The sequence below is a fragment of the Agrobacterium sp. DSM 25558 genome (assembly GCF_900100825.1).
GTDB lineage: Bacteria > Pseudomonadota > Alphaproteobacteria > Rhizobiales > Rhizobiaceae > Agrobacterium.
The window spans coordinates 25,081-42,885 of record NZ_FMUD01000007.1; the positions used below are offsets into that span (position 1 = coordinate 25,081).

Genomic DNA, 17,805 nt, shown 5'->3' on the forward strand with positions numbered 1-17,805 from the left:
ATCTCGCGTTTTATCGTGTTGTTGGGGCGTTAAGGGCCAAGGGCTGAAAGGTCAAGCGCGGCGCATGCTTTTCTGTGGAATCGCGGAACCTTCTTGTTGTCATGCCATAATCAGTATCTATGTTCGGGCAGATTTCAAAACAGTTCAGAGAACCTTATGTCCGCAGATAATGCCCGCCTTGCTCCCCTTATTGCTTCCGAGATCAACGCCCGTGCCGAACAGGTGACTGCGGCGATTGCGCTTCTGGATGAAGGCGCAACCGTCCCATTTATATCGCGCTACCGTAAGGAAGTGACCGGCGGTCTTGACGATACGCAGCTTCGCACGCTGGCGGAACGGCTGTCCTATCTGCGCGAACTGAATGCACGCCGGGCGTCGATCACCGAATCCATCAATGGTCAGGGCAATATGACCGATGAGTTGTTGCGCAAGATCGTCTCAGCCACGACGAAGGCCGAACTCGAAGACCTTTATCTTCCCTATAAACCTAAGCGCCGCACCCGCGCCGAAATTGCCCGCGAGCGTGGCCTTGGACCGCTGGCGCAAGCGATCTGGGACAACCGCAGCGCTGACCCAGCCGCTTTGGCGCAGGCTTATGTTCAGGGTGAAGTGGCAGATGTGAAGGCAGCGCTCGAGGGCGCGCGTGACATCGTGGCCGAAGCCATGACTGAGAATGCCGATCTGCTGGGCCGTCTGCGTGATTACATGCGCCGCAACGCCACCTTCCGCGCCAAGGTCGTTGAGGGAAAGCAGGCGACAGGCGAAAAATTCTCCGACTATTTCGACCATTCCGAAAAATGGGCGACGGTGCCGGGCCACCGCGCCTTGGCCATGCTGCGCGGCTGGAACGAGGAAGTTCTGACGCTGACCATCGATGTCGATGCGGATGACCCGTCGCCGGTCAAACCGGCGCAGCGCACTATTGCCAGCGCCTTCGATATCCGCAGTGGCGGTCTGGCGGATGCATGGTTGATGGAGGTCGCGGGCTGGACGTGGCGCGTAAAGCTTTCGATGTCGCTGTCGCTCGACCTGATGCGCGAATTGCGCGAGCGTTCGGAAGAAGAGGCGATCCACGTCTTTGCTCGTAACCTCAAGGATCTGCTGCTGGCGGCCCCCGCCGGTTCGCGCGCGACCATGGGTCTCGATCCCGGCATCCGCACCGGCGTCAAGGTCGCCATCATCGATGGCACCGGCAAATTGCTGGAAACAACCACTGTCTATCCGTTCCCGCCGAAGAACGACATTCGCGGAACGCAGGCGGAGCTTGCGAGCCTCATCAAGAAACACAATGTCGAGCTGATTTCCATCGGCAACGGCACCGGCAGCCGCGAGACGGAACGGCTGGTGGCAGACATGCTGGGGCAACTGACCGGCGCAAAGCCCACCAAGGTCATCGTGTCGGAAGCGGGCGCGTCGATCTATTCGGCCTCGGCCAGTGCCGCCGCGGAATTCCCGAACCTCGACGTAACCTTGCGTGGCGCGGTTTCCATTGCCCGCCGTCTGCAAGACCCGCTGGCGGAATTGGTGAAGATCGAACCGAAATCCATCGGCGTCGGCCAGTACCAGCACGATGTCGATCAGGGCAAGCTGTCGCGCTCGCTGGATGCTGTCGTGGAAGACGCGGTGAATGCGGTCGGTGTCGATCTCAACACGGCATCCGCCCCGCTTCTCTCGCGCGTTTCCGGCCTTGGAGCCTCCATTGCCGACGCTATCGTGTTGCATCGTGACCAGACGGGACCCTTCGCCAGCCGCAAGGAACTGCTGAAAGTACCGCGCTTGGGGCAGCGCACATTTGAACAGTGCGCAGGCTTTTTGCGCATTCCCAACGGCAAGGAGCCGCTGGATTCATCTTCCGTGCACCCGGAAGCTTACGGCGTGGCCAAGAAGATCGTCGCCGCCTGCGGTCGTGATCTGCGTTCTGTCATGGGCGATAGTGCCGCGCTAAAATCGTTGGACCCGAAACAGTTCATCGATGAGCAATTCGGCCTGCCGACCGTCAAGGACATTATCGCCGAACTGGAAAAGCCGGGCCGCGACCCGCGCCCGAGCTTCAAGACCGCAACCTTTGCCGATGGCGTGGATGAAATCACCGACCTGAAACCCGGAATGTTGCTGGAAGGCACGGTCACGAATGTTGCCGCTTTCGGCGCTTTCGTGGATATCGGCGTGCATCAGGATGGCCTCGTCCACGTCTCGCAGCTTGCAGACCGCTTCATCAAGGATCCGCATGAGGTGGTAAAGGCCGGTGATGTGGTGAAGGTGCGTGTGGTGGAAGTGGACGTGAAACGCAAACGCATTGGCCTGACCATGCGCAAGGATGGCGGCGAGGCCGCACCCCAGCCGATGCGCGAAAAGGGCAACGCCAATGCTATGCGCCATGCCAGTGCCAAACCGCAGCCGCGCAATGAAACCGCGCAACCCGGCGGTGCATTGGCCGCGGCTTTGGCTGAGGCGATGAAGAAACGGTGAGTGGTGAAACGTTTTTGATGTTTCGGTGTGCGTATTCCGGTGGTTGGTTTTAGACGGCGGTGTGTGGGGCTTACCCCCCTCTGTCCTGCCGGACATCTCCCCCACAAGGAGGGAGATCGGCTAGACGCCTGCTCACCTTTCCGCAGCCTTCAAGATGGCCGAGCGGTTTCTACGAGTCGATCTCCCCACCTGTGGGGGAGATGTCCGGCAGGGCAGAGGGGGGTAAGCCACACCCACCGCCGTTCCCACTCTATCAAACCCAAAAAACCAATCTGAAATCATTCAATATTTTTGAAAATAGAGTGGCTTGAAACTTTGTATGAAAGGGATAGCTTAATTCCAAATTGATAAGTGAGACTTAGCTTATTAGGGGATGAAATGGCCTCGTCTTTGCATGCTTTACTTGGAAAAATAGTCAAAACCGGCAATCTGGTCGTTACCGGCCCGGGAGGGCTGCATGTTTACGGCGATGGTACCGGGAAACCGGTTGCCCTCAACTTCACCGATGATGCGGCGATGGATGAAATTGCCGCCGATCCGGCGCTGAAGCTGGCGGAAATGTTCATGGAAGGGCGCATGGCTGTCGTTGAAGGCGACATCTATGACTTTCTGGCGTTGATCAAAAGCAACACGCTGAGTGAAGCGCTGACGATCGGCATGATCTGGCGCGGCATGGCGCGGATTATTGCAGCCCGCATCAAGATGCATCTGCCGGTCAATCACAACAAGGACAACGTCGCCCACCATTACGATCTGAGCGCCAAGCTGTTCGATCTGTTTCTGGACGAAGACTGGCAATATTCCTGCGCCTACTTCAATCCGCCGGGCATCAGTCTCTATGAAGCGCAGGTTGCCAAGAAGCGGCACATTGCCGCAAAACTGATGCCACAGCCGGGACAGCGGGTGCTGGAAATCGGTTCCGGCTGGGGCGGAATGGCCATGTATCTGGCCGAAAGCGCGGATGTGGACGTCACCGGCATTACGCTCAGCGAGGAACAATTGAGGGTTTCGCGCGACCGGGCGCAAAAGCGCGGGCTGGCGGATAAGCTGCGTTTCGAATTGCAGGATTATCGCTATCTGTCTGCCGCGCGACCTTTCGACCGCATCGTTTCGGTCGGCATGTTCGAACATGTCGGCCCGACGCACTACCGGGAATATTTCACCAAGGCGGCGGAGTTGCTGGACGATAACGGCGTGATGGTGATGCACTCCATAGGCCAACCCTATCCGGCGCTGGCGACCAATCCCTTTATCGAAAAATATATTTTCCCCGGCGGTTATATTCCCTCGCTGGCGGAGGTTCTGCCCGCGGTGGAAAAGTCAGGCTTGCTGGTGCGCGACATCGAGATCCTGCCGATGCATTATGCTCACACACTGCGCAAATGGCGGGAGCGTTTCGTCGCCAACAAGGCAGAAGCCATCGCGATCTACGATGAGCGCTTCTTCCGCATGTGGGAGTTTTATCTGGCCGGGTCGGAAATGGCGTTTACGCACGAGAATTTCTATATTTTTCAGATACAGCTGACAAAACGCGGGAATGTAGTGTCAGACAATCGCGATTACATCGCAAAGAACGAAGCGCGATTGCTGGACTTCGAAAAGACACGACCGCCTTTGGAAAAAGTTCTGTTTTGATAGGGTAGGTCACTGTGCCGAGGTCTTTTGCTTGACGCTTCGTAAATGCCAAGCGTAGAACGCTGGCATGGTTGACCAAGGTGATCTTTCCGGCCGCGTTTCCGACGCGCCATCCAACAATTGGGTCTATCGGATATTGCCGAGGACCCTTTGGCCCTATGCGCAACTGGCCCGTTGGGACCGCCCCATCGGCTGGGAATTGCTGATGTGGCCGTGCTTCTGGTCAGCGGCGATGGCGGCCAATGCGGCGCAGCATCTCGGCACGTTCTCCTGGGGCCTTCTGCTCTTCCATCTCTTCCTGTTTTTTGCCGGTTCGGTTGCCATGCGCGGCGCGGGCTGCACCTATAATGATCTCGTCGACCACGAGATCGACATGGCGGTGGCGCGCACCCGCTCGCGTCCTCTGCCGTCGGGCCGGGTCAGCCGCAAACAGGCGAAAATCTTTATCGTCATCCAAGCAATGGTCGGACTTGCGGTGCTGTTGTGCTTCAACGGATTTGCGATTGTCGTTGGCCTGTCATCGCTGATCTTCGTGGCAATCTATCCCTTCGCCAAGCGCTTCACCAACTGGCCGCAGTTTTTTCTCGGCCTTGCCTTTTCATGGGGCGCGCTGATGGGCTGGGCGGGTCAATTTGGGTCGCTGTCCGTCTCGCCGGTGCTGCTTTACGTCGGCGCGATTACCTGGACGATCGGTTATGATACGATTTACGCCCATCAGGACAGGGAAGATGACACGGCCGTCGGCATAGGCTCCACCGCGCTGTTGTTCGGAGATAAGACACATGGCTGGCTGATTGGTCTTTATGGCACAGCTCTCGCCTTCATCTTTCTGGCTTTCCTGACAGCGGGCGTTAACTGGACTGGCTACCTAGGTCTGGTCATCGCGGCATTTTTGCTGTTCCGGCAGGTGAAGGTGCTGGATATCAACAATGTGGAACAGTGCCTCGCTCTGTTCAAATCCAACAATCGCGTCGGCGTGCTGATCTTCGCTGGCCTGCTAGTCCCTTTGCTTGTTCGCTGATACGATAAACCCGGCTGCGTTTTTCAACGCGCCGGGTTTTGCCGTTTATCCGCAGGTGGTGGATCAGCTGCGGGCGATGATTTCCTTGCCCTGAATACGCATGGTCAGGCCCAGCGAACCGGTGCTGCGACGCACGAGGAAGCGTGGGCGGCGGTCTGCAAAATAGGAGTGGCGGCGGCGCGGGCGAGTGGCCTTGGTGCTGATATGGCCGAGATGATCTTCCAGCGGGCGGGCGATGCCATCAGCTTCCACCATCAACATGGGAATGCGATACTTTTCCGACCAGCTGCGCCAATCGGCAGCGATGTCGCACAGATCATGCGCCACCAGCAGCGGAATGCAGAGGTCTGGATCGTCGTGGTGAAGTTCGAGCGTAACGGTAACCTGTCCGTCACCATGGTCGATGGCGCGGGCGGCAACGCCCTTGAAGGCGCGTGCCGGAAGGGCAAAGGACAGCGGAAGACCGCTGGAATGGAGAACCTTGCGGAGAACCGCGCCGCGCTCGTCGAGCGTGATAGCCACATCGGCTGAACCTTTGTCCTTGCCGTAGGTGATCTGCTGCGGAAACCGCGTAGGGTCTAGCCGGAGTGTTGCGCCTGCCCATTCGGGCTTCAGAACAGTGTTGGTCATATCATGCTATCCTTGTTTTACCTGAGAGCCGTTTCATGGTCTCGTCCGGGACTTTTCGTCCTCTGATAGGGAGAAGATAGCGGCCGCATCTTCGTGACAGCTTAAAAATCGAGGTTAAGAAAACTTTGCATTCCCAAATGGTTAGCAAAACGCAGACCGATAGGGTTTCGAATTCCTGAATTGGCACGTGCGCCATTGCGCAAGCGTTTGTGCCAACATCACATTTCCGGATCGTATGAATTCGGAGAAAACACGCTGGCTGTCCCCGCGCGTATCGCCTTGAAGACAGCTTGCGCAGGGCAAGTTGCTCCGGACAATTGCCAAAGGTGCGAAAACCAAAAATGGGTGGGGATTACGCTTGTATGCAGCGTTCTAGATATGTTGGACGTCACTGTTGGCTGTCTTCTCCCCGCCGGGGAGAAGGTCGCGGCAGCGGGATGAGGGGGCAAGGGCATACGGGTGCGGAAAGCTTGCCCCCTCATCCGACCCTCCTGAGTTTATCGAAGGGGGGCCACCTTCTCCCCGACGGGGAGAAGAAAAACGCGGCACCGTTGTACCATCTCGGTACCGCTGATTCGCAGAATCCCTACATTTTAACGACTTTGCCCGGGTTCATCACACCCGCCGGGTCGAAGGCTGTCTTGATTCGGCGCATCAGTTCCATTTCGATACCGGGGCGGATGGCGGCCAGCTCGTCACGCTTTAACTGACCGATACCGTGCTCGGCAGAAATCGAGCCGCCATGCGACAGCACGATGCCGTGGACGATGTGGTTGATCTCGCGCCAGCGGCCGATGAACTCTGCCTTGTCGGCACCAACGGGCTGGGAAATGTTGTAATGGATATTGCCATCGCCGAGATGGCCGAAGGCGCAGATGCGCGCGCCGGGCATGGCTTGCAGAACACCGGCCTCTGCTTCCGCCATGAATTCCGGAATTTTTGAAACCGGTACGGACACGTCGTGCTTGATGGAACCGCCCTCCGGCTTTTGCGCATCCGACATGCTCTCGCGCATGTGCCACAGGGCCTGACGCTGCGCTTCAGAGGACGCGATGACCGCATCCTTCACGATGCCAGCCTCGAAGCCTTGCTCCAGCAGGGTCTCGATCATTGTCTGCGCTGTCTCTGCCGTATCGGAGGTCGAGACATCGATTAGCGCATACCACGGGTGCGGCGTTTCCAAGGGGTCGCGGACGCCGGGGATGTGCTTTGCGGTGAACTCGATGCCGATGCGGGGCATTAGTTCGAAGCCGGTCAGAGCTGCGCCGCAGAGTGTCGATGCGCGGTCGAACAGGGTTAAGGCGTCTGCAGGCGAGTTGAGACCGGCAAAGGCGACTTGGTGCCCCCTCGGCTTGGGAAACAGTTTTAGCACCGCGCCGGTGATGATACCAAGCGTGCCTTCGGAACCGATGAACAGATCACGCAGATCGTAACCCGTATTGTCTTTCTTCAGCCGACGAAGACCGTTCCAGATTTCGCCAGTCGGCAAAACGACCTCAAGCCCAAGGCAAAGCTGGCGCATATTGCCATAGGCCAGAACGGCGGTGCCGCCCGCATTGGTGGCAAGGTTTCCGCCGATGCGACAGGAGCCTTGTGAACCCAGCGACAGCGGAAACATCCGCTCCACCTTGTCAGCTGCTTGATGGACGGTATCGAGAATGCAGCCACCATCCACGACGATGACATTGGCGACGGGATCGATATCGCGCACACGGCTCATCCGTTCCAGAGAAAGAATGAGATCGCTGGCATCGCTGCGCGGCGTCTGCCCGCCCACGAGGCCGGTGTTACCGGTTTGTGGCACGATGGCCGTACCGGTTTCGCTGGCGAGGGTCATGATGGCAGAAACCTCTTCCGTCGATGCCGGCTTCAACAGCAGAGGTGAGGCACCTTTATACAGGCCGCGATTTTCCACCAGATGCGGGGCAAGATCGGCCTGATCGCGCACGGCATTCTTTTCACCGACGATGGTGACGAAACGCTGGATCAGATCATCGGGCAGAGCAATCGTCGTCATGTAGTCCTCGTGGTGAGTCAGGGGCGGGGGGCAGCGGCGCGCGCCAGCCGATCGTTGATGGCTTCACCTAGCCCTGTTGCCGGGATGGGCGCGATGGCGATGCTAACAGCACCGCTGGCATCGGCGGTTTTCAGGTGATCGAAAAGATTGGTTGCCGCTTCCGCAAGATCGCTGGTTGCGCTGAGATTGAGAACGATTGCGGCGTTCTCTTCACCAGCGACGCGCTCGCCACCGAAGCGGATCAGCGCTTCACCCTTTTCCACGGATACCGCATTCAACCGCACGGATGCACCGGGCGCATAATGGGAGGCCAGCATGCCGGGTGCCTCGATGGCGGCAGATGCCTTTTCTGAGCGGATGAGCTTGAGGCCGATGACCTGTTCAATATCGTCTGCAACGAGCCCGCCGGGCCGCAACAAGCGCACGGTGCCATCACCGTTGACCTTGACGATAGTCGATTCCACGCCAACCGGTGCCGAGCCGCCATCCAAGATAAGGCTGACCTTCTCACCCAGATCCGCCTCCACATGGGCAGCACTTGTGGAACTGATCTTGCCGGAACTGTTGGCGCTGGGGGCGGCGAGTGGTTTGCCGAAGGTGGCGATCAGGTCGCTGGCAAAGCCCTTGGGAATGCGGATGCCGACAGTATCGAGACCAGCTGTCGCCAGCGCATGGATCGTGCTTCCGGGCTTCAATGGTAGAATGAGCGTGAGTGGCCCGGGCCAGAAAGCTTCTGCCAATTTGCGCGAGATGGAGTCGAAAATCGCATAATCTTCCGCCATCGCGATGCTGGCCATATGGCAGATGAGCGGGTTGAACTGCGGGCGGCCCTTGGTTTCGTATATGCGGGCAACGGCAGCGGGGTTCGTCGCATCGGCTGCAAGGCCATAGACCGTTTCGGTAGGAATGGCGACGGGATGGCCGGACGACAGGACATCGACAGCCTCGCGGAGAGCCGTTTCCCGGTCCTGTTCGATGTGAATATGACGCGCCATGAATGCTGCACCTTATGAGGCGCGCCGCTGACAAGCGCCGCACAGTTTTGCGCGACTGCTTTAGAGCTTTTCAGCTTGCTTGGAAAGCCGTTTACTCCGGACTCAGAGCGTGCGGATCAACTTGCGCATTTCGTTGGAGCGGGTGCCGAGCATCAACACGTTCTTGAGTGCGATCTTCGGATCGTGTGTGCGAAAAAGCAGGCCATCGCGGTGCATGGTCTTGTCGATCTGCACGGTTTTGTCACCGTTCATATCCATCGCGACCGCGAAATACATGCGGGAATGGCGCGGGTCGATATTTTCGAAGAACTGCTCGTCTCCGCACAATTCCGAAAAGAAGTTGGCGAAGTAGAACGACCACATGACCTGCTTTCGCAAGTCGAAACTGGTGCGTGATGCCGTGACGTGACAATAGCCCAGATGCGGGCTTGCCTCGATGGTGCGGTGGAACACCATCTGTGGAAAGTAAATGGAACGGTGAAAGGAGTTGAGCCGCGAATGGGTCATCTCACCGGCGGTCTGAAGCTTGCGACCGGTCATTTCGGCGACTTGGTCATGTGTCAGATAGCGCGGTTCGCGAGGAACCCACTTCTCCTCATAACGGGCAATTTTACCGGTGCGCAGAAAATCCGAATGGGCCGTTTTCGAGCGTGGGGGTGCCGCCATACGTGCATTCGCATCGAAGTAGCGGATTGGCGTTCCCTTCTGCATCGGGTGAGCTCCTGTTGCCGATCCACAGGTTTTTACCGCAAGGGGGTTAAGATTCCCTTGTCGTGCGGTAGCGGATGTTAAGGATTGGCTGCACCGGCGTTTGTGTCATATTGCGACTGCTTCTCCCGGAAACGGAAGAATAAGCCGCTGTTTTCGAAACAAAATTAGAAACTATTGCATTTATGCGGCATGTCGCAAATTGTCGCCAATGCGGAAGCCGATGTCGCTGTATGTGGTGCTGAAGATCGGCGTGAATGGTTAGATCATTCCAGCTAAACGCGGAAAGATGCTTTGGAAGCGCACCGCGACTTTTCGAGGACATGGCCATGGATTTGCGTGAAACCGTATTGCGCCAACTGAAAAACCGTCGTGAAGGCTTCACGCTGGACCAGCCTTTCTATGTGGACCAGGACTATTTCCAGCTGGATATGGAAAACATCTGGTACCGCGATTGGTTGTTCGTGGCGCATGATTGCGAAGTGCCGAAGACCGGCACCTATCTCACGGTCCAGATTGGCGATTACTCGGTCGTCATCGTGCGCGGCAAGGACGGCACCATCCGTGCCTTCCATAATTCCTGTCGCCACCGTGGATCACGCGTCTGCACCAGCCAGAAGGGTCAATCCGCTCGCCTCGTCTGTCCATACCACCAGTGGACCTATGATCTGGATGGCAAGCTTCTGTTTGCGCGCCATATGGGGGATGACTTCAACAAGGAAAACTTCGGCCTGAAGCCGATCGCCTGTGAGACCGTCGCCGGTTACGTATTCATCTGTCTGGCGCAGCAGCCGCTGGACTTTGCGCCGGTGCGTGCCGAAATCGAAGCCTATATGGCACCGCACCGCATCTGGGAGGCCAAGGTCGCCCATGAAAGCACCATCATCGAAAAAGGCAACTGGAAGCTGGTGTGGGAGAACAATCGCGAGTGCTACCACTGCGCCGCCAACCACCCGGAACTCTGCCGCACCTACCCTGAAAATCCGAGTGTGACCGGTACCGATGGTGGTGCGAGCGACCCGGAAATCGGCGGCCACTGGGCGCGCTGCGAAGCCGCCGGTCTGCCCAGCCGCTTCAAGATCGACCCCAAGGGCCAGTTCCGCGTGGCGCGCATGCCGCTGATCGGCGAGGCCGAGAGCTATACCATGTCCGGCAAGCGTGCCGTGCGTCGTCCGCTCTCGGATGATGTGACCATCGACCATATCGGTGCACTGCTTCTGTTCCATTACCCCACGACCTGGAACCACTTCCTTGGCGACCACCTGATTTCCTTCCGCGTGCTGCCGCTGGGTCCGCAAGAAACGCAGGTCACAACCAAATGGCTGGTGCACAAGGATGCCGTGGAAGGCGTGGATTACGATCTCGAAGACCTGACCCATGTCTGGAACGAGACCAACGATCAGGATCGCCGTATCGTTGAGGAAAACGCTTTCGGCATTCGCTCGCCTGCCTATGAGCCCGGCCCCTATTCGATGGAGGATGAGGGCGGCGTCATGCAGTTCGTCAACTGGTATGCCGATTTCATGATCGACCGTCTTTCGGGCGATAAACAAAAACTCTCGGCTGTCGCATGACCGCGATGAACATGAAGACGACATACAAGCATATTGATGAAATGAAGCCGTGGAGCGACAAGCTTCACATGCTGGAATGCATTTCGGTGACGCCCGAAACGCCTGACGTGATGACATTCCTGTTTCGCTCCGAAGGCCCGAACTGGTTCCGCTATCTGCCAGGCCAGTTCGTGACGCTGGAACTGCCGGTGGGCCCAGAACCGCTGTTTCGCACCTATACGCTGTCATCAAGCCCATCGCGCCCCTATGCGCTCGCCGTCACCGTCAAGGCGCAGGCCACCAGTGTCGGCACGCGCTGGATGTTCAACAACCTCAAGCCGGGCATGCGCATCCGCGCGCTCGGGCCGCTGGGGGACTTCTCCTATGTGCGCCATCCGGGCGAAAAATATCTGTTCATTTCGGCTGGCTCCGGCGTAACGCCGATGATGTCGATGGTGCGCGATATGAGCGACCGCGCACCGCAAAGCGATATTTCCTTCATCAACTGCTCGCGCTCCCCCTCCGACATCGTGTTCCGGCACGAGCTGGAATATCTCGCACGCTTCATGCCCAACCTGTCGCTCGGTTTCATTGTCGAGAACTGCGGTCGCACCGATCTCTGGTCGGGCCTGAAGGGCATGGTGGACAAGGCAAAGATCGCGCTGCTCTCACATGATTTCATGGATCGTACCGTGTTCTGCTGCGGGCCGGAGCCGTTCATGGCGGCGATCCGCTCCATGCTGGATGCCTCGGACTTCGACATGGCGCGCTACCATCAGGAGAGCTTCTCCCCGGCCATGCCTGTTGCCGTCGGCGAAAGCGATTTGCCCGATGAAGGCGAAGTGCTGACGAAAATCGGTTTCACGCTATCCGGCAAGGATGTGCCATGTCAGCCGGGCCAGACGATTCTGATGACGGCGCGTGCCGCTGGCGTGCGCATCGGGGCTGCCTGCGAATCCGGCATATGCGGAACCTGCCGTGTTCTGAAATTGTCCGGTGAAGTCGAGATGAACCATAATGGCGGTATTCTCGATGAAGATATCGAGGAAGGCTATATCCTCGCCTGCTGCTCACGTCCTTTGACGGATGTACAAGTAGAGGCCTGATTATACTTGGTTTCATTTTGCACAATGGAACCAAAATCGAATTTTCCCGTTAGTTGGTCATCGAAGCGCGGTCTCAACGCGTAATGTCATAAAACGGAGGAAACTCATGCTGAATTTGCGCAAGACCAGTGTTGCGACAGCTTTTATCATGCTTTTGACGAGCTTTACGCCGTCTCAGGCATTCCAGGTCCCACTTCCAATGCCAAAGCCTGTCCAGTCGACGACCACAACGACAGACAACGTCGTGCAGGTGCAGTATGACGGACGTCGCATCTACCGCGACCGCAATTTCCGCAATCGGGATTTCCGTAATCGCGACCGCGATTACCGCCGCCCATCCTACCGTCAGGGCTATTACAATGGCCACCGAGGCTATCGTGACCGTCGTCCTGGATACCGCCAGCACAACGGCATGTGGTTCCCGCTAGCCGCGTTTGCGACAGGTGCAATCATCGGCGGTGCCATGTCGCAGGGCCGTCCAGCCTACGGCAGCAGCCACCAGCAGGCATGTGCAAGCCGTTACCGTTCGTACCGCGCTTCCGATAACACATATCAGCCAAACAATGGTCCGCGCAGACAGTGCGTGACCAATTAATCAATGATTTTAGAAGAGCCCGGCAGATGTCGGGCTTTTCCTATTGTATTTATTGAGACGCCATCAAGTGACTGTGAACTCACTGTTAATGCTGGGTTCAGCTAGCCATTTATAATCTGAGTTACATATAAATGAGCCCGCAGCTTGTGGGCTGGAATGCCAAGACAAGAAAAATCGTTATTCACAATGCGCCGGCAGAGTACCCGGTCGTGGATGGAGGAAATCAGATGCAAAATTATGTGAAAACCCTTTGGGCTGCCGGGTTCTCGGCGTTGATCGCCGCAGGATCTGTCGTGCCAGCGCAGGCAATGCCGATCTCCGTTGCGCCGCCAGCAGTCGAGAAGGCCGACAACGGCGTCGTGAACGTGCAGTACTGGCGTGATCGTGGTTACAGACGCGACTACGGCGGCGGCTATTATCGCGGCCATCGTGGCTATCGCGACTACCGTCCCGGTTATCGCCATCACAATGGTTACTGGTTCCCGCTGGCCGCTTTCGGTGCAGGTGCCATCATCGGTGGTGCGCTTGCACAGCCGCGTGAAGTCTATCGCCCTGTGCCTGAATACCGTCCGCGTCCTGTTTATCGAGCAGCACCGCGTGCCGGTCTGAGCCAGAGCCACGTCAACTGGTGCTTCGGCCGTTATCGCTCTTACGATGCGTATAGCAACACGTTCCAGCCTTACAACGGCCCACGTCAGGCCTGCTATTCGCCTTACGGCTGATGGACTGACACTTTTGAAATGAGAAACGCCGTCCGGCTCCATCCGGGCGGCGTTTTTGCGTCTAGAGAATACCGGCGCGGCGCAACACGACCCAGGCAAAAAGGATCGATGCGACGATGAAGCTGGCAGCGTAGATCGTACCGCTCGTGCCTTCGGTAAAGGGAAGGGATCCGGTGTTCATCCCGAAAAAGCCCGTGACCAGCGTGGGGGGCAAGAGAAAAGCCGTCATCAGCGACAATATGTAGAGGTGGCGGTTCGTCTCCGACGAGAGTTTCGAGTCCACTTCCTCATGCAGAAGCCTTGCACGGTCCTGTAGCGCATAGACGTCGTGATCGACCGCCTCGAGTCTGCCTGTCAGTCGGGCAGCGACATCCTCGAAACCTGCAGGCATATCCTCTTCGTCGGCAGCAGATGCCCTGCGCATCAGTGTCAAAACCGTGCGCAAATGCCGGTGAAGACGCACCACTGTGCGCCGGACCGGGGCCAGCCGTCGACGCTCATCGCGCGGCGTGCTGTCATAGACGATATCCTCGATGGCGTTCAGCTCTTCTGTCGTTTCCATGACCAGCGTGATCAGAGTACGCTGAAACTCCGCGACCAGTCCTTCAAACACATGGGAAGGCGTTGAATAGCGTTTCGGGTTCTTGTCGATATTGGCACGAAGACGGTCGATGGAGCGCAAGGGTTGCAGGCGCGTGGTAATAATGTAGCGCTCACTGAGCGCGAAATGCAGCCAGCCGATGTCGCGGGTTTCCTGGTCGAATTCCCGCTGGAAATCCACCAGCGTCCCGTAAATCGCACCTTCATCGACAACAATGGATGGGTGCGTTTCGTGGGTCGTCAGACTGGCTTTCACGCTCTCGTCAAGGCCCGGCATCGTTTCCAAGAATCCGACAACACGGGTATCGGCAAGATTGAGATGCAGCCAGAAAAAGCCGTCGTCTGCCTGTAGTTCCGTCAACTCGACCTCAGGCGGTAGCCGGATGCAATTTCCATTGCCCGATTGGAAGCGGTAAGCCCAGACGAGACCGGGAATGGCAGGGTGAGGAATGTCCATGGCGTGTTCCTGAAGCGGCATTCGCGGCGGGCAGCGGTGCTACGTCCCGCTTTTGCGACGACGTCATGCTGATCAGAGTTTTGTGACAGTTTGATTACAATCAACTGATCCGCCAACCGGATTTTTCAAATTGACGTTTACGTAAAAATCAATTAGCCCCGAAGGCTATCGCATTGCAAGCTGACGCTTCGGGAGGAGGCAGGATGTATATCGCACCGGTAGACGATATCGCTTTTACGCTGAAACATGTGGCAGGTCTGAAAGCCGCGCTCGAACAAGGCGCGTTCGGTGATCTCGATGAAGACACCGTCGATGCCATTCTGCACGAAGCCGGTCGTTTCGCCACGGATGAGGTCGCGCCGCTCGCCGAGATTGGCGACAAGCAAGGTTCCAAGCTGGTGGATGGCGCAGTGCGCACCCCGGATGGCTGGGCCGGTCTTTATCGCCGCTGGGCGGAAGGCGGCTGGAACGGCCTGACTGCACCGGAAGAATTCGGCGGGCAGGCCCTGCCACATCTCTTGAATGTCGCGGCACTGGAAATGTGGAATTCCGGTTCTATGGCCTTTGCGCTTTGCCCTACGCTCACCATGGGTGCGGTGGAAGCCGTTGCCAAACACGGCAGCGACGACCTCAAGGCAACCTATCTGGAAAAGCTGGTGTCTGGCGTCTGGACCGGTACGATGAACCTGACCGAACCGCAGGCTGGTTCTGACCTTGCTGCCCTGAAGAGCCGGGCGGAACGCACTGGTGATGGCAGCTACCGGATTTTCGGCCAGAAGATTTACATCACCTGGGGTGAACACGACGCAGCTGACAATATCATCCACCTCGTGCTGGCCCGCCTGCCGGATGCGCCTGCCGGAACACGCGGCATCTCGCTGTTTCTGGTGCCGAAATTCCTGCCCGATGAAGTGGGCAATCCGGGCGAACGCAACGATCTCTTCTGTCACGCGCTGGAACACAAGCTCGGCATTCATGGCTCTCCAACCTGCACGATGATTTTCGGTGATGGTCGTTACGGCACTGAGAAGGGCGCGATCGGCTGGATTGTCGGTGAGGAGAACAAGGGCTTAGCCTGCATGTTCACCATGATGAACAATGCCCGTCTGGCCGTCGGCATGCAGGGTGTCGCGATCTGCGAAGCGGCGACGCAAAAGGCGATTGCCTATGCCAAGGAGCGCACGCAAGGCAAGGCACCCGGCACCAAGGCCACGGGCATGAGCCCGATTATCGAGCACCCCGATATCGCCAGAACACTTCTGACGATGAAAGCGCTGACGCAAGGTTCGCGCGCCATTTCGTTTTCTTGCGCTCACGCCATCGACATGAGCCACGCCAAGACTGATGCGACGGACCGGAAATTCTGGCAGGAGCGTGCGGCCCTTCTGACGCCGATTGCCAAATCTTTCTCCACGGATGCCGGTGTGGATGTGGCCTCGCTCGGCATTCAGGTGCATGGCGGTATGGGCTTCATTGAGGAAACCGGAGCGGCCCGCTACCTGCGCGACGCCCGTATTGCGCCGATCTATGAAGGCACCAACGGCATTCAGGCCATCGACCTCGTCACCCGCAAGCTGCCGCTCTCCGAAGGCGCACAGGTGCGCGGCTTCATTGCAGAGCTAAAAGAGCAGGCCGAGGCAGTGAGAGCGTCGAACACACCGGAGCTTGGCGAAACCGCGCGTTATCTAGACCAGAGCATCACCGATCTTGAAGAGGCAACCGAGTGGCTGCTGGATGCCCTGGCAAAGGGCGAAACATCAGCCGCGCTCGCCGGTGCGACGCCGTACCAGCGGTTGTTCGGACTGGCGCTAACGGGTACCTATCTCGCCAAGGGTGCTCTGGCATCGGTTGACGACGGGCAGGGCGCAAACCGCACGGCCCTTTGCCGTTTCACTGCCGAAAACCTTCTGGCGGAAACATCCACCTTGAAGGACCGTGTGATTGCTGGTGCCGCGAGCCTTGAAGCGGCCCGTGCCGTGCTGGGTTAAGGAGTTCCCATGTCTGCCGATCATATTCTCTTGGAACGTCCGCAAGCGGCACCCGGTGTGCAGGTCATTCGCTTCAACCGCCCGGATAAGAAGAACGCCATCACGGATTCGATGTATCGCACCATGATAGAGGCGTTGCAGGCGGCAGATGCGGATGGTGATATCCGGGCCATCGCCTTTCTCGGTTCTAACGGCTGCTTTTCGGCAGGCAACGACATGGCCGATTTCATGGCCTTTGCCATGTCCGGCGGCAAGGGAAGACTGGCAGCAGGAGATTTTCTGCATGCGCTGGTCGGCGTCGGCAAACCCATCGTTTCCGGCGTCGATGGTTTGGCCATCGGCATCGGTACGACGCTGAACCTGCATTGCGACCTGACGGTCGCCTCCAGACGCAGCCTGTTCAAGACGCCCTTCGTGGATCTGGCGTTGGTACCGGAAGCGGCGTCCAGCCTGCTCGTGCCGCGCATCATGGGTCATCAGCGAGCCTTTGCACTGCTGGCGGCAGGAGAGGGATTTTCGGCGGAACAGGCTCTTCAGGCCGGTTTGATCTGGAAGGTTGTTTCCGAAGCCGATGTCGAAACGGAAACCTTGAAGATCGCTACGTCGCTGGCATCCAAACCACCACAGGCACTGAAGATCGCCCGAGATCTCTTGCGTGGTGACGGAGCGGAGGTGCGCGAGCGCATCGACGCGGAAATCGTTCATTTTGCGGCTCAATTGCAAAGTGCGGAGGCCAGAGCAGCCTTCGAGGCGTTCATGCGTCGTTAAGCGTGGCGGGTGAAAACTGGCAACCTTTACGGAACCGGAAGAGATGGCGGATATTCCTTGTCTGATATCGTCCATCTCGTGAGAAAGCCGCCACCATGCGCAATATCGTTTTCGCAATGCTCGCCTTCATGCCCATCTCCAGCGTGGCGGAGGCGGCAAATTTCCAGCCGCCGCAGCCAGCGCAGAGCGATGTCATCGAAGTTCAGAATTACAACAGTCAGGCCGGTCAATCCAACCGAAACAACAACTCAGACCGTCGCCGTCCGCGCTTCGTCTGCGTGGTAACGCCACCCGATAGCGCCAATCGCTCGCGCCCTTACGTCTGCCCGGTGCAGCAGGGCCGCGTTGGCGGTCGCTGCCGTTGTGATGGTGTGACTGGTAATGGCAATATCGATACGGCCTGGTGAGGATAGCGAGTTCCCTCATTCCTGTCCTTGTGACAGGAATCCAGTCGCCGCGCGTCTGCGCGGCGGGAAGAGTCTTTTCAGCCCAACGACTTGGGCTGGCTGGATTCCTGTGACAAGCACAGGAATGAGGGAGA

The 17,805-nt window shown here is 58.0% G+C and carries 15 protein-coding genes; 10 read left to right on the plus strand and 5 right to left on the minus strand.

Translation table 11 applies throughout. From position 1 onward, the window contains the following. Positions 1-156: 156 nt before the first annotated feature. From DSM25558_RS07940 to ubiA, 3 genes are all read left to right on the plus strand, one after another. Positions 157-2,469 (plus strand): Tex family protein, encoded by a 2,313-nt coding sequence (locus DSM25558_RS07940; RefSeq protein WP_077103542.1) that lies wholly within the window; start codon positions 157-159, stop codon positions 2,467-2,469. 378 nt (positions 2,470-2,847) lie between these two features. Beyond that, the gene (locus DSM25558_RS07945; protein ID WP_077103544.1) at positions 2,848-4,104 is read left to right on the plus strand and encodes an SAM-dependent methyltransferase; all 1,257 of its coding nucleotides are present in this window, start codon (positions 2,848-2,850) and stop codon (positions 4,102-4,104) included. Positions 4,105-4,171: 67 nt separating this feature from the next. Beyond that, a complete protein-coding gene (gene ubiA / locus DSM25558_RS07950) occupies positions 4,172-5,125 on the plus strand; it encodes a 4-hydroxybenzoate octaprenyltransferase (RefSeq protein WP_077103546.1) in 954 nt (317 codons plus the stop codon). 63 nt (positions 5,126-5,188) lie between these two features. On the opposite strand, the gene DSM25558_RS07955 is transcribed toward ubiA, so the two are convergent. The 4 genes from DSM25558_RS07955 to DSM25558_RS07970 all read right to left on the minus strand — a co-directional run bounded on the left by DSM25558_RS07955 (position 5,189) and on the right by DSM25558_RS07970 (position 9,478). Beyond that, positions 5,189-5,755 carry a DUF6101 family protein gene (locus DSM25558_RS07955; RefSeq protein ID WP_077103548.1) on the minus strand — a complete coding sequence of 189 codons (567 nt, stop codon included), beginning with the start codon at positions 5,753-5,755 and terminating at the stop codon, positions 5,189-5,191. 586 nt (positions 5,756-6,341) lie between these two features. Next, positions 6,342-7,772, minus strand: a complete 1,431-nt coding sequence (locus tag DSM25558_RS07960; protein WP_077103550.1) for an FAD-binding oxidoreductase — start codon at positions 7,770-7,772, stop codon at positions 6,342-6,344. Between the two features lie 17 nt (positions 7,773-7,789). Continuing rightward, positions 7,790-8,767 (minus strand): L-threonylcarbamoyladenylate synthase, encoded by a 978-nt coding sequence (locus DSM25558_RS07965; protein WP_077103552.1) that lies wholly within the window; start codon positions 8,765-8,767, stop codon positions 7,790-7,792. Between the two features lie 102 nt (positions 8,768-8,869). After that, on the minus strand, positions 8,870-9,478 hold the full coding sequence (locus DSM25558_RS07970; protein ID WP_077103554.1) for a DUF6656 family protein: 609 nt from the start codon (positions 9,476-9,478) through the stop codon (positions 8,870-8,872). 326 nt (positions 9,479-9,804) lie between these two features. Here DSM25558_RS07970 and DSM25558_RS07975 point away from each other — a divergent pair, with 326 nt between their 5' ends. The 4 genes from DSM25558_RS07975 (at position 9,805) to DSM25558_RS07990 (ending at position 13,451) form a co-directional block, all read left to right on the plus strand. After that, positions 9,805-11,049 carry an aromatic ring-hydroxylating oxygenase subunit alpha gene (locus DSM25558_RS07975; protein ID WP_077103831.1) on the plus strand — a complete coding sequence of 415 codons (1,245 nt, stop codon included), beginning with the start codon at positions 9,805-9,807 and terminating at the stop codon, positions 11,047-11,049. A gap of 5 nt (positions 11,050-11,054) precedes the next feature. Beyond that, positions 11,055-12,134, plus strand: a complete 1,080-nt coding sequence (locus DSM25558_RS07980) for an FAD-binding oxidoreductase (protein WP_077103833.1) — start codon at positions 11,055-11,057, stop codon at positions 12,132-12,134. Between the two features lie 106 nt (positions 12,135-12,240). Next, entirely contained in the window at positions 12,241-12,729 is a 489-nt protein-coding gene (locus DSM25558_RS07985; protein WP_077103556.1) for a BA14K family protein, read from the plus strand. A 227-nt stretch (positions 12,730-12,956) separates the two neighbouring features. Next, entirely contained in the window at positions 12,957-13,451 is a 495-nt protein-coding gene (locus DSM25558_RS07990) for a BA14K family protein (protein WP_077103835.1), read from the plus strand. Positions 13,452-13,512: 61 nt separating this feature from the next. Here the strand turns inward: DSM25558_RS07990 and DSM25558_RS07995 are convergent, their stop codons facing one another. Continuing rightward, complete coding sequence (locus DSM25558_RS07995) at positions 13,513-14,508, minus strand: transporter (RefSeq protein ID WP_077103558.1); 996 nt, start codon at positions 14,506-14,508, stop codon at positions 13,513-13,515. Between the two features lie 203 nt (positions 14,509-14,711). Here DSM25558_RS07995 and DSM25558_RS08000 point away from each other — a divergent pair, with 203 nt between their 5' ends. The 3 genes from DSM25558_RS08000 to DSM25558_RS08010 all read left to right on the plus strand — a co-directional run bounded on the left by DSM25558_RS08000 (position 14,712) and on the right by DSM25558_RS08010 (position 17,671). Next, positions 14,712-16,496, plus strand: coding sequence for an acyl-CoA dehydrogenase (locus tag DSM25558_RS08000; RefSeq protein ID WP_077103560.1), 1,785 nt, complete (start codon positions 14,712-14,714; stop codon positions 16,494-16,496). Positions 16,497-16,505: 9 nt separating this feature from the next. Further along, entirely contained in the window at positions 16,506-17,264 is a 759-nt protein-coding gene (locus DSM25558_RS08005) for a crotonase/enoyl-CoA hydratase family protein (RefSeq protein ID WP_077103562.1), read from the plus strand. 95 nt (positions 17,265-17,359) lie between these two features. Further along, positions 17,360-17,671 (plus strand): hypothetical protein, encoded by a 312-nt coding sequence (locus DSM25558_RS08010; RefSeq protein WP_077103563.1) that lies wholly within the window; start codon positions 17,360-17,362, stop codon positions 17,669-17,671. Positions 17,672-17,805 lie beyond the last annotated feature (134 nt).

Bases quoted from the DNA above. Each gene is read 5' to 3' on its own strand.
- DSM25558_RS07940 (WP_077103542.1), top strand. From the start codon at position 157: ATGTCCGCAGATAATGCCCGCCTTGCTCCCCTTATTGCTTCCGAGATC.
- DSM25558_RS07945 (WP_077103544.1), top strand. From the start codon at position 2,848: ATGGCCTCGTCTTTGCATGCTTTACTTGGAAAAATAGTCAAAACCGGC.
- ubiA (WP_077103546.1), top strand. From the start codon at position 4,172: ATGGTTGACCAAGGTGATCTTTCCGGCCGCGTTTCCGACGCGCCATCC.
- DSM25558_RS07955 (WP_077103548.1), bottom strand. From the start codon at position 5,755: ATGACCAACACTGTTCTGAAGCCCGAATGGGCAGGCGCAACACTCCGG.
- DSM25558_RS07960 (WP_077103550.1), bottom strand. From the start codon at position 7,772: ATGACGACGATTGCTCTGCCCGATGATCTGATCCAGCGTTTCGTCACC.
- DSM25558_RS07965 (WP_077103552.1), bottom strand. From the start codon at position 8,767: ATGGCGCGTCATATTCACATCGAACAGGACCGGGAAACGGCTCTCCGC.
- DSM25558_RS07970 (WP_077103554.1), bottom strand. From the start codon at position 9,478: ATGCAGAAGGGAACGCCAATCCGCTACTTCGATGCGAATGCACGTATG.
- DSM25558_RS07975 (WP_077103831.1), top strand. From the start codon at position 9,805: ATGGATTTGCGTGAAACCGTATTGCGCCAACTGAAAAACCGTCGTGAA.
- DSM25558_RS07980 (WP_077103833.1), top strand. From the start codon at position 11,055: ATGAACATGAAGACGACATACAAGCATATTGATGAAATGAAGCCGTGG.
- DSM25558_RS07985 (WP_077103556.1), top strand. From the start codon at position 12,241: ATGCTGAATTTGCGCAAGACCAGTGTTGCGACAGCTTTTATCATGCTT.
- DSM25558_RS07990 (WP_077103835.1), top strand. From the start codon at position 12,957: ATGCAAAATTATGTGAAAACCCTTTGGGCTGCCGGGTTCTCGGCGTTG.
- DSM25558_RS07995 (WP_077103558.1), bottom strand. From the start codon at position 14,508: ATGGACATTCCTCACCCTGCCATTCCCGGTCTCGTCTGGGCTTACCGC.
- DSM25558_RS08000 (WP_077103560.1), top strand. From the start codon at position 14,712: ATGTATATCGCACCGGTAGACGATATCGCTTTTACGCTGAAACATGTG.
- DSM25558_RS08005 (WP_077103562.1), top strand. From the start codon at position 16,506: ATGTCTGCCGATCATATTCTCTTGGAACGTCCGCAAGCGGCACCCGGT.
- DSM25558_RS08010 (WP_077103563.1), top strand. From the start codon at position 17,360: ATGCGCAATATCGTTTTCGCAATGCTCGCCTTCATGCCCATCTCCAGC.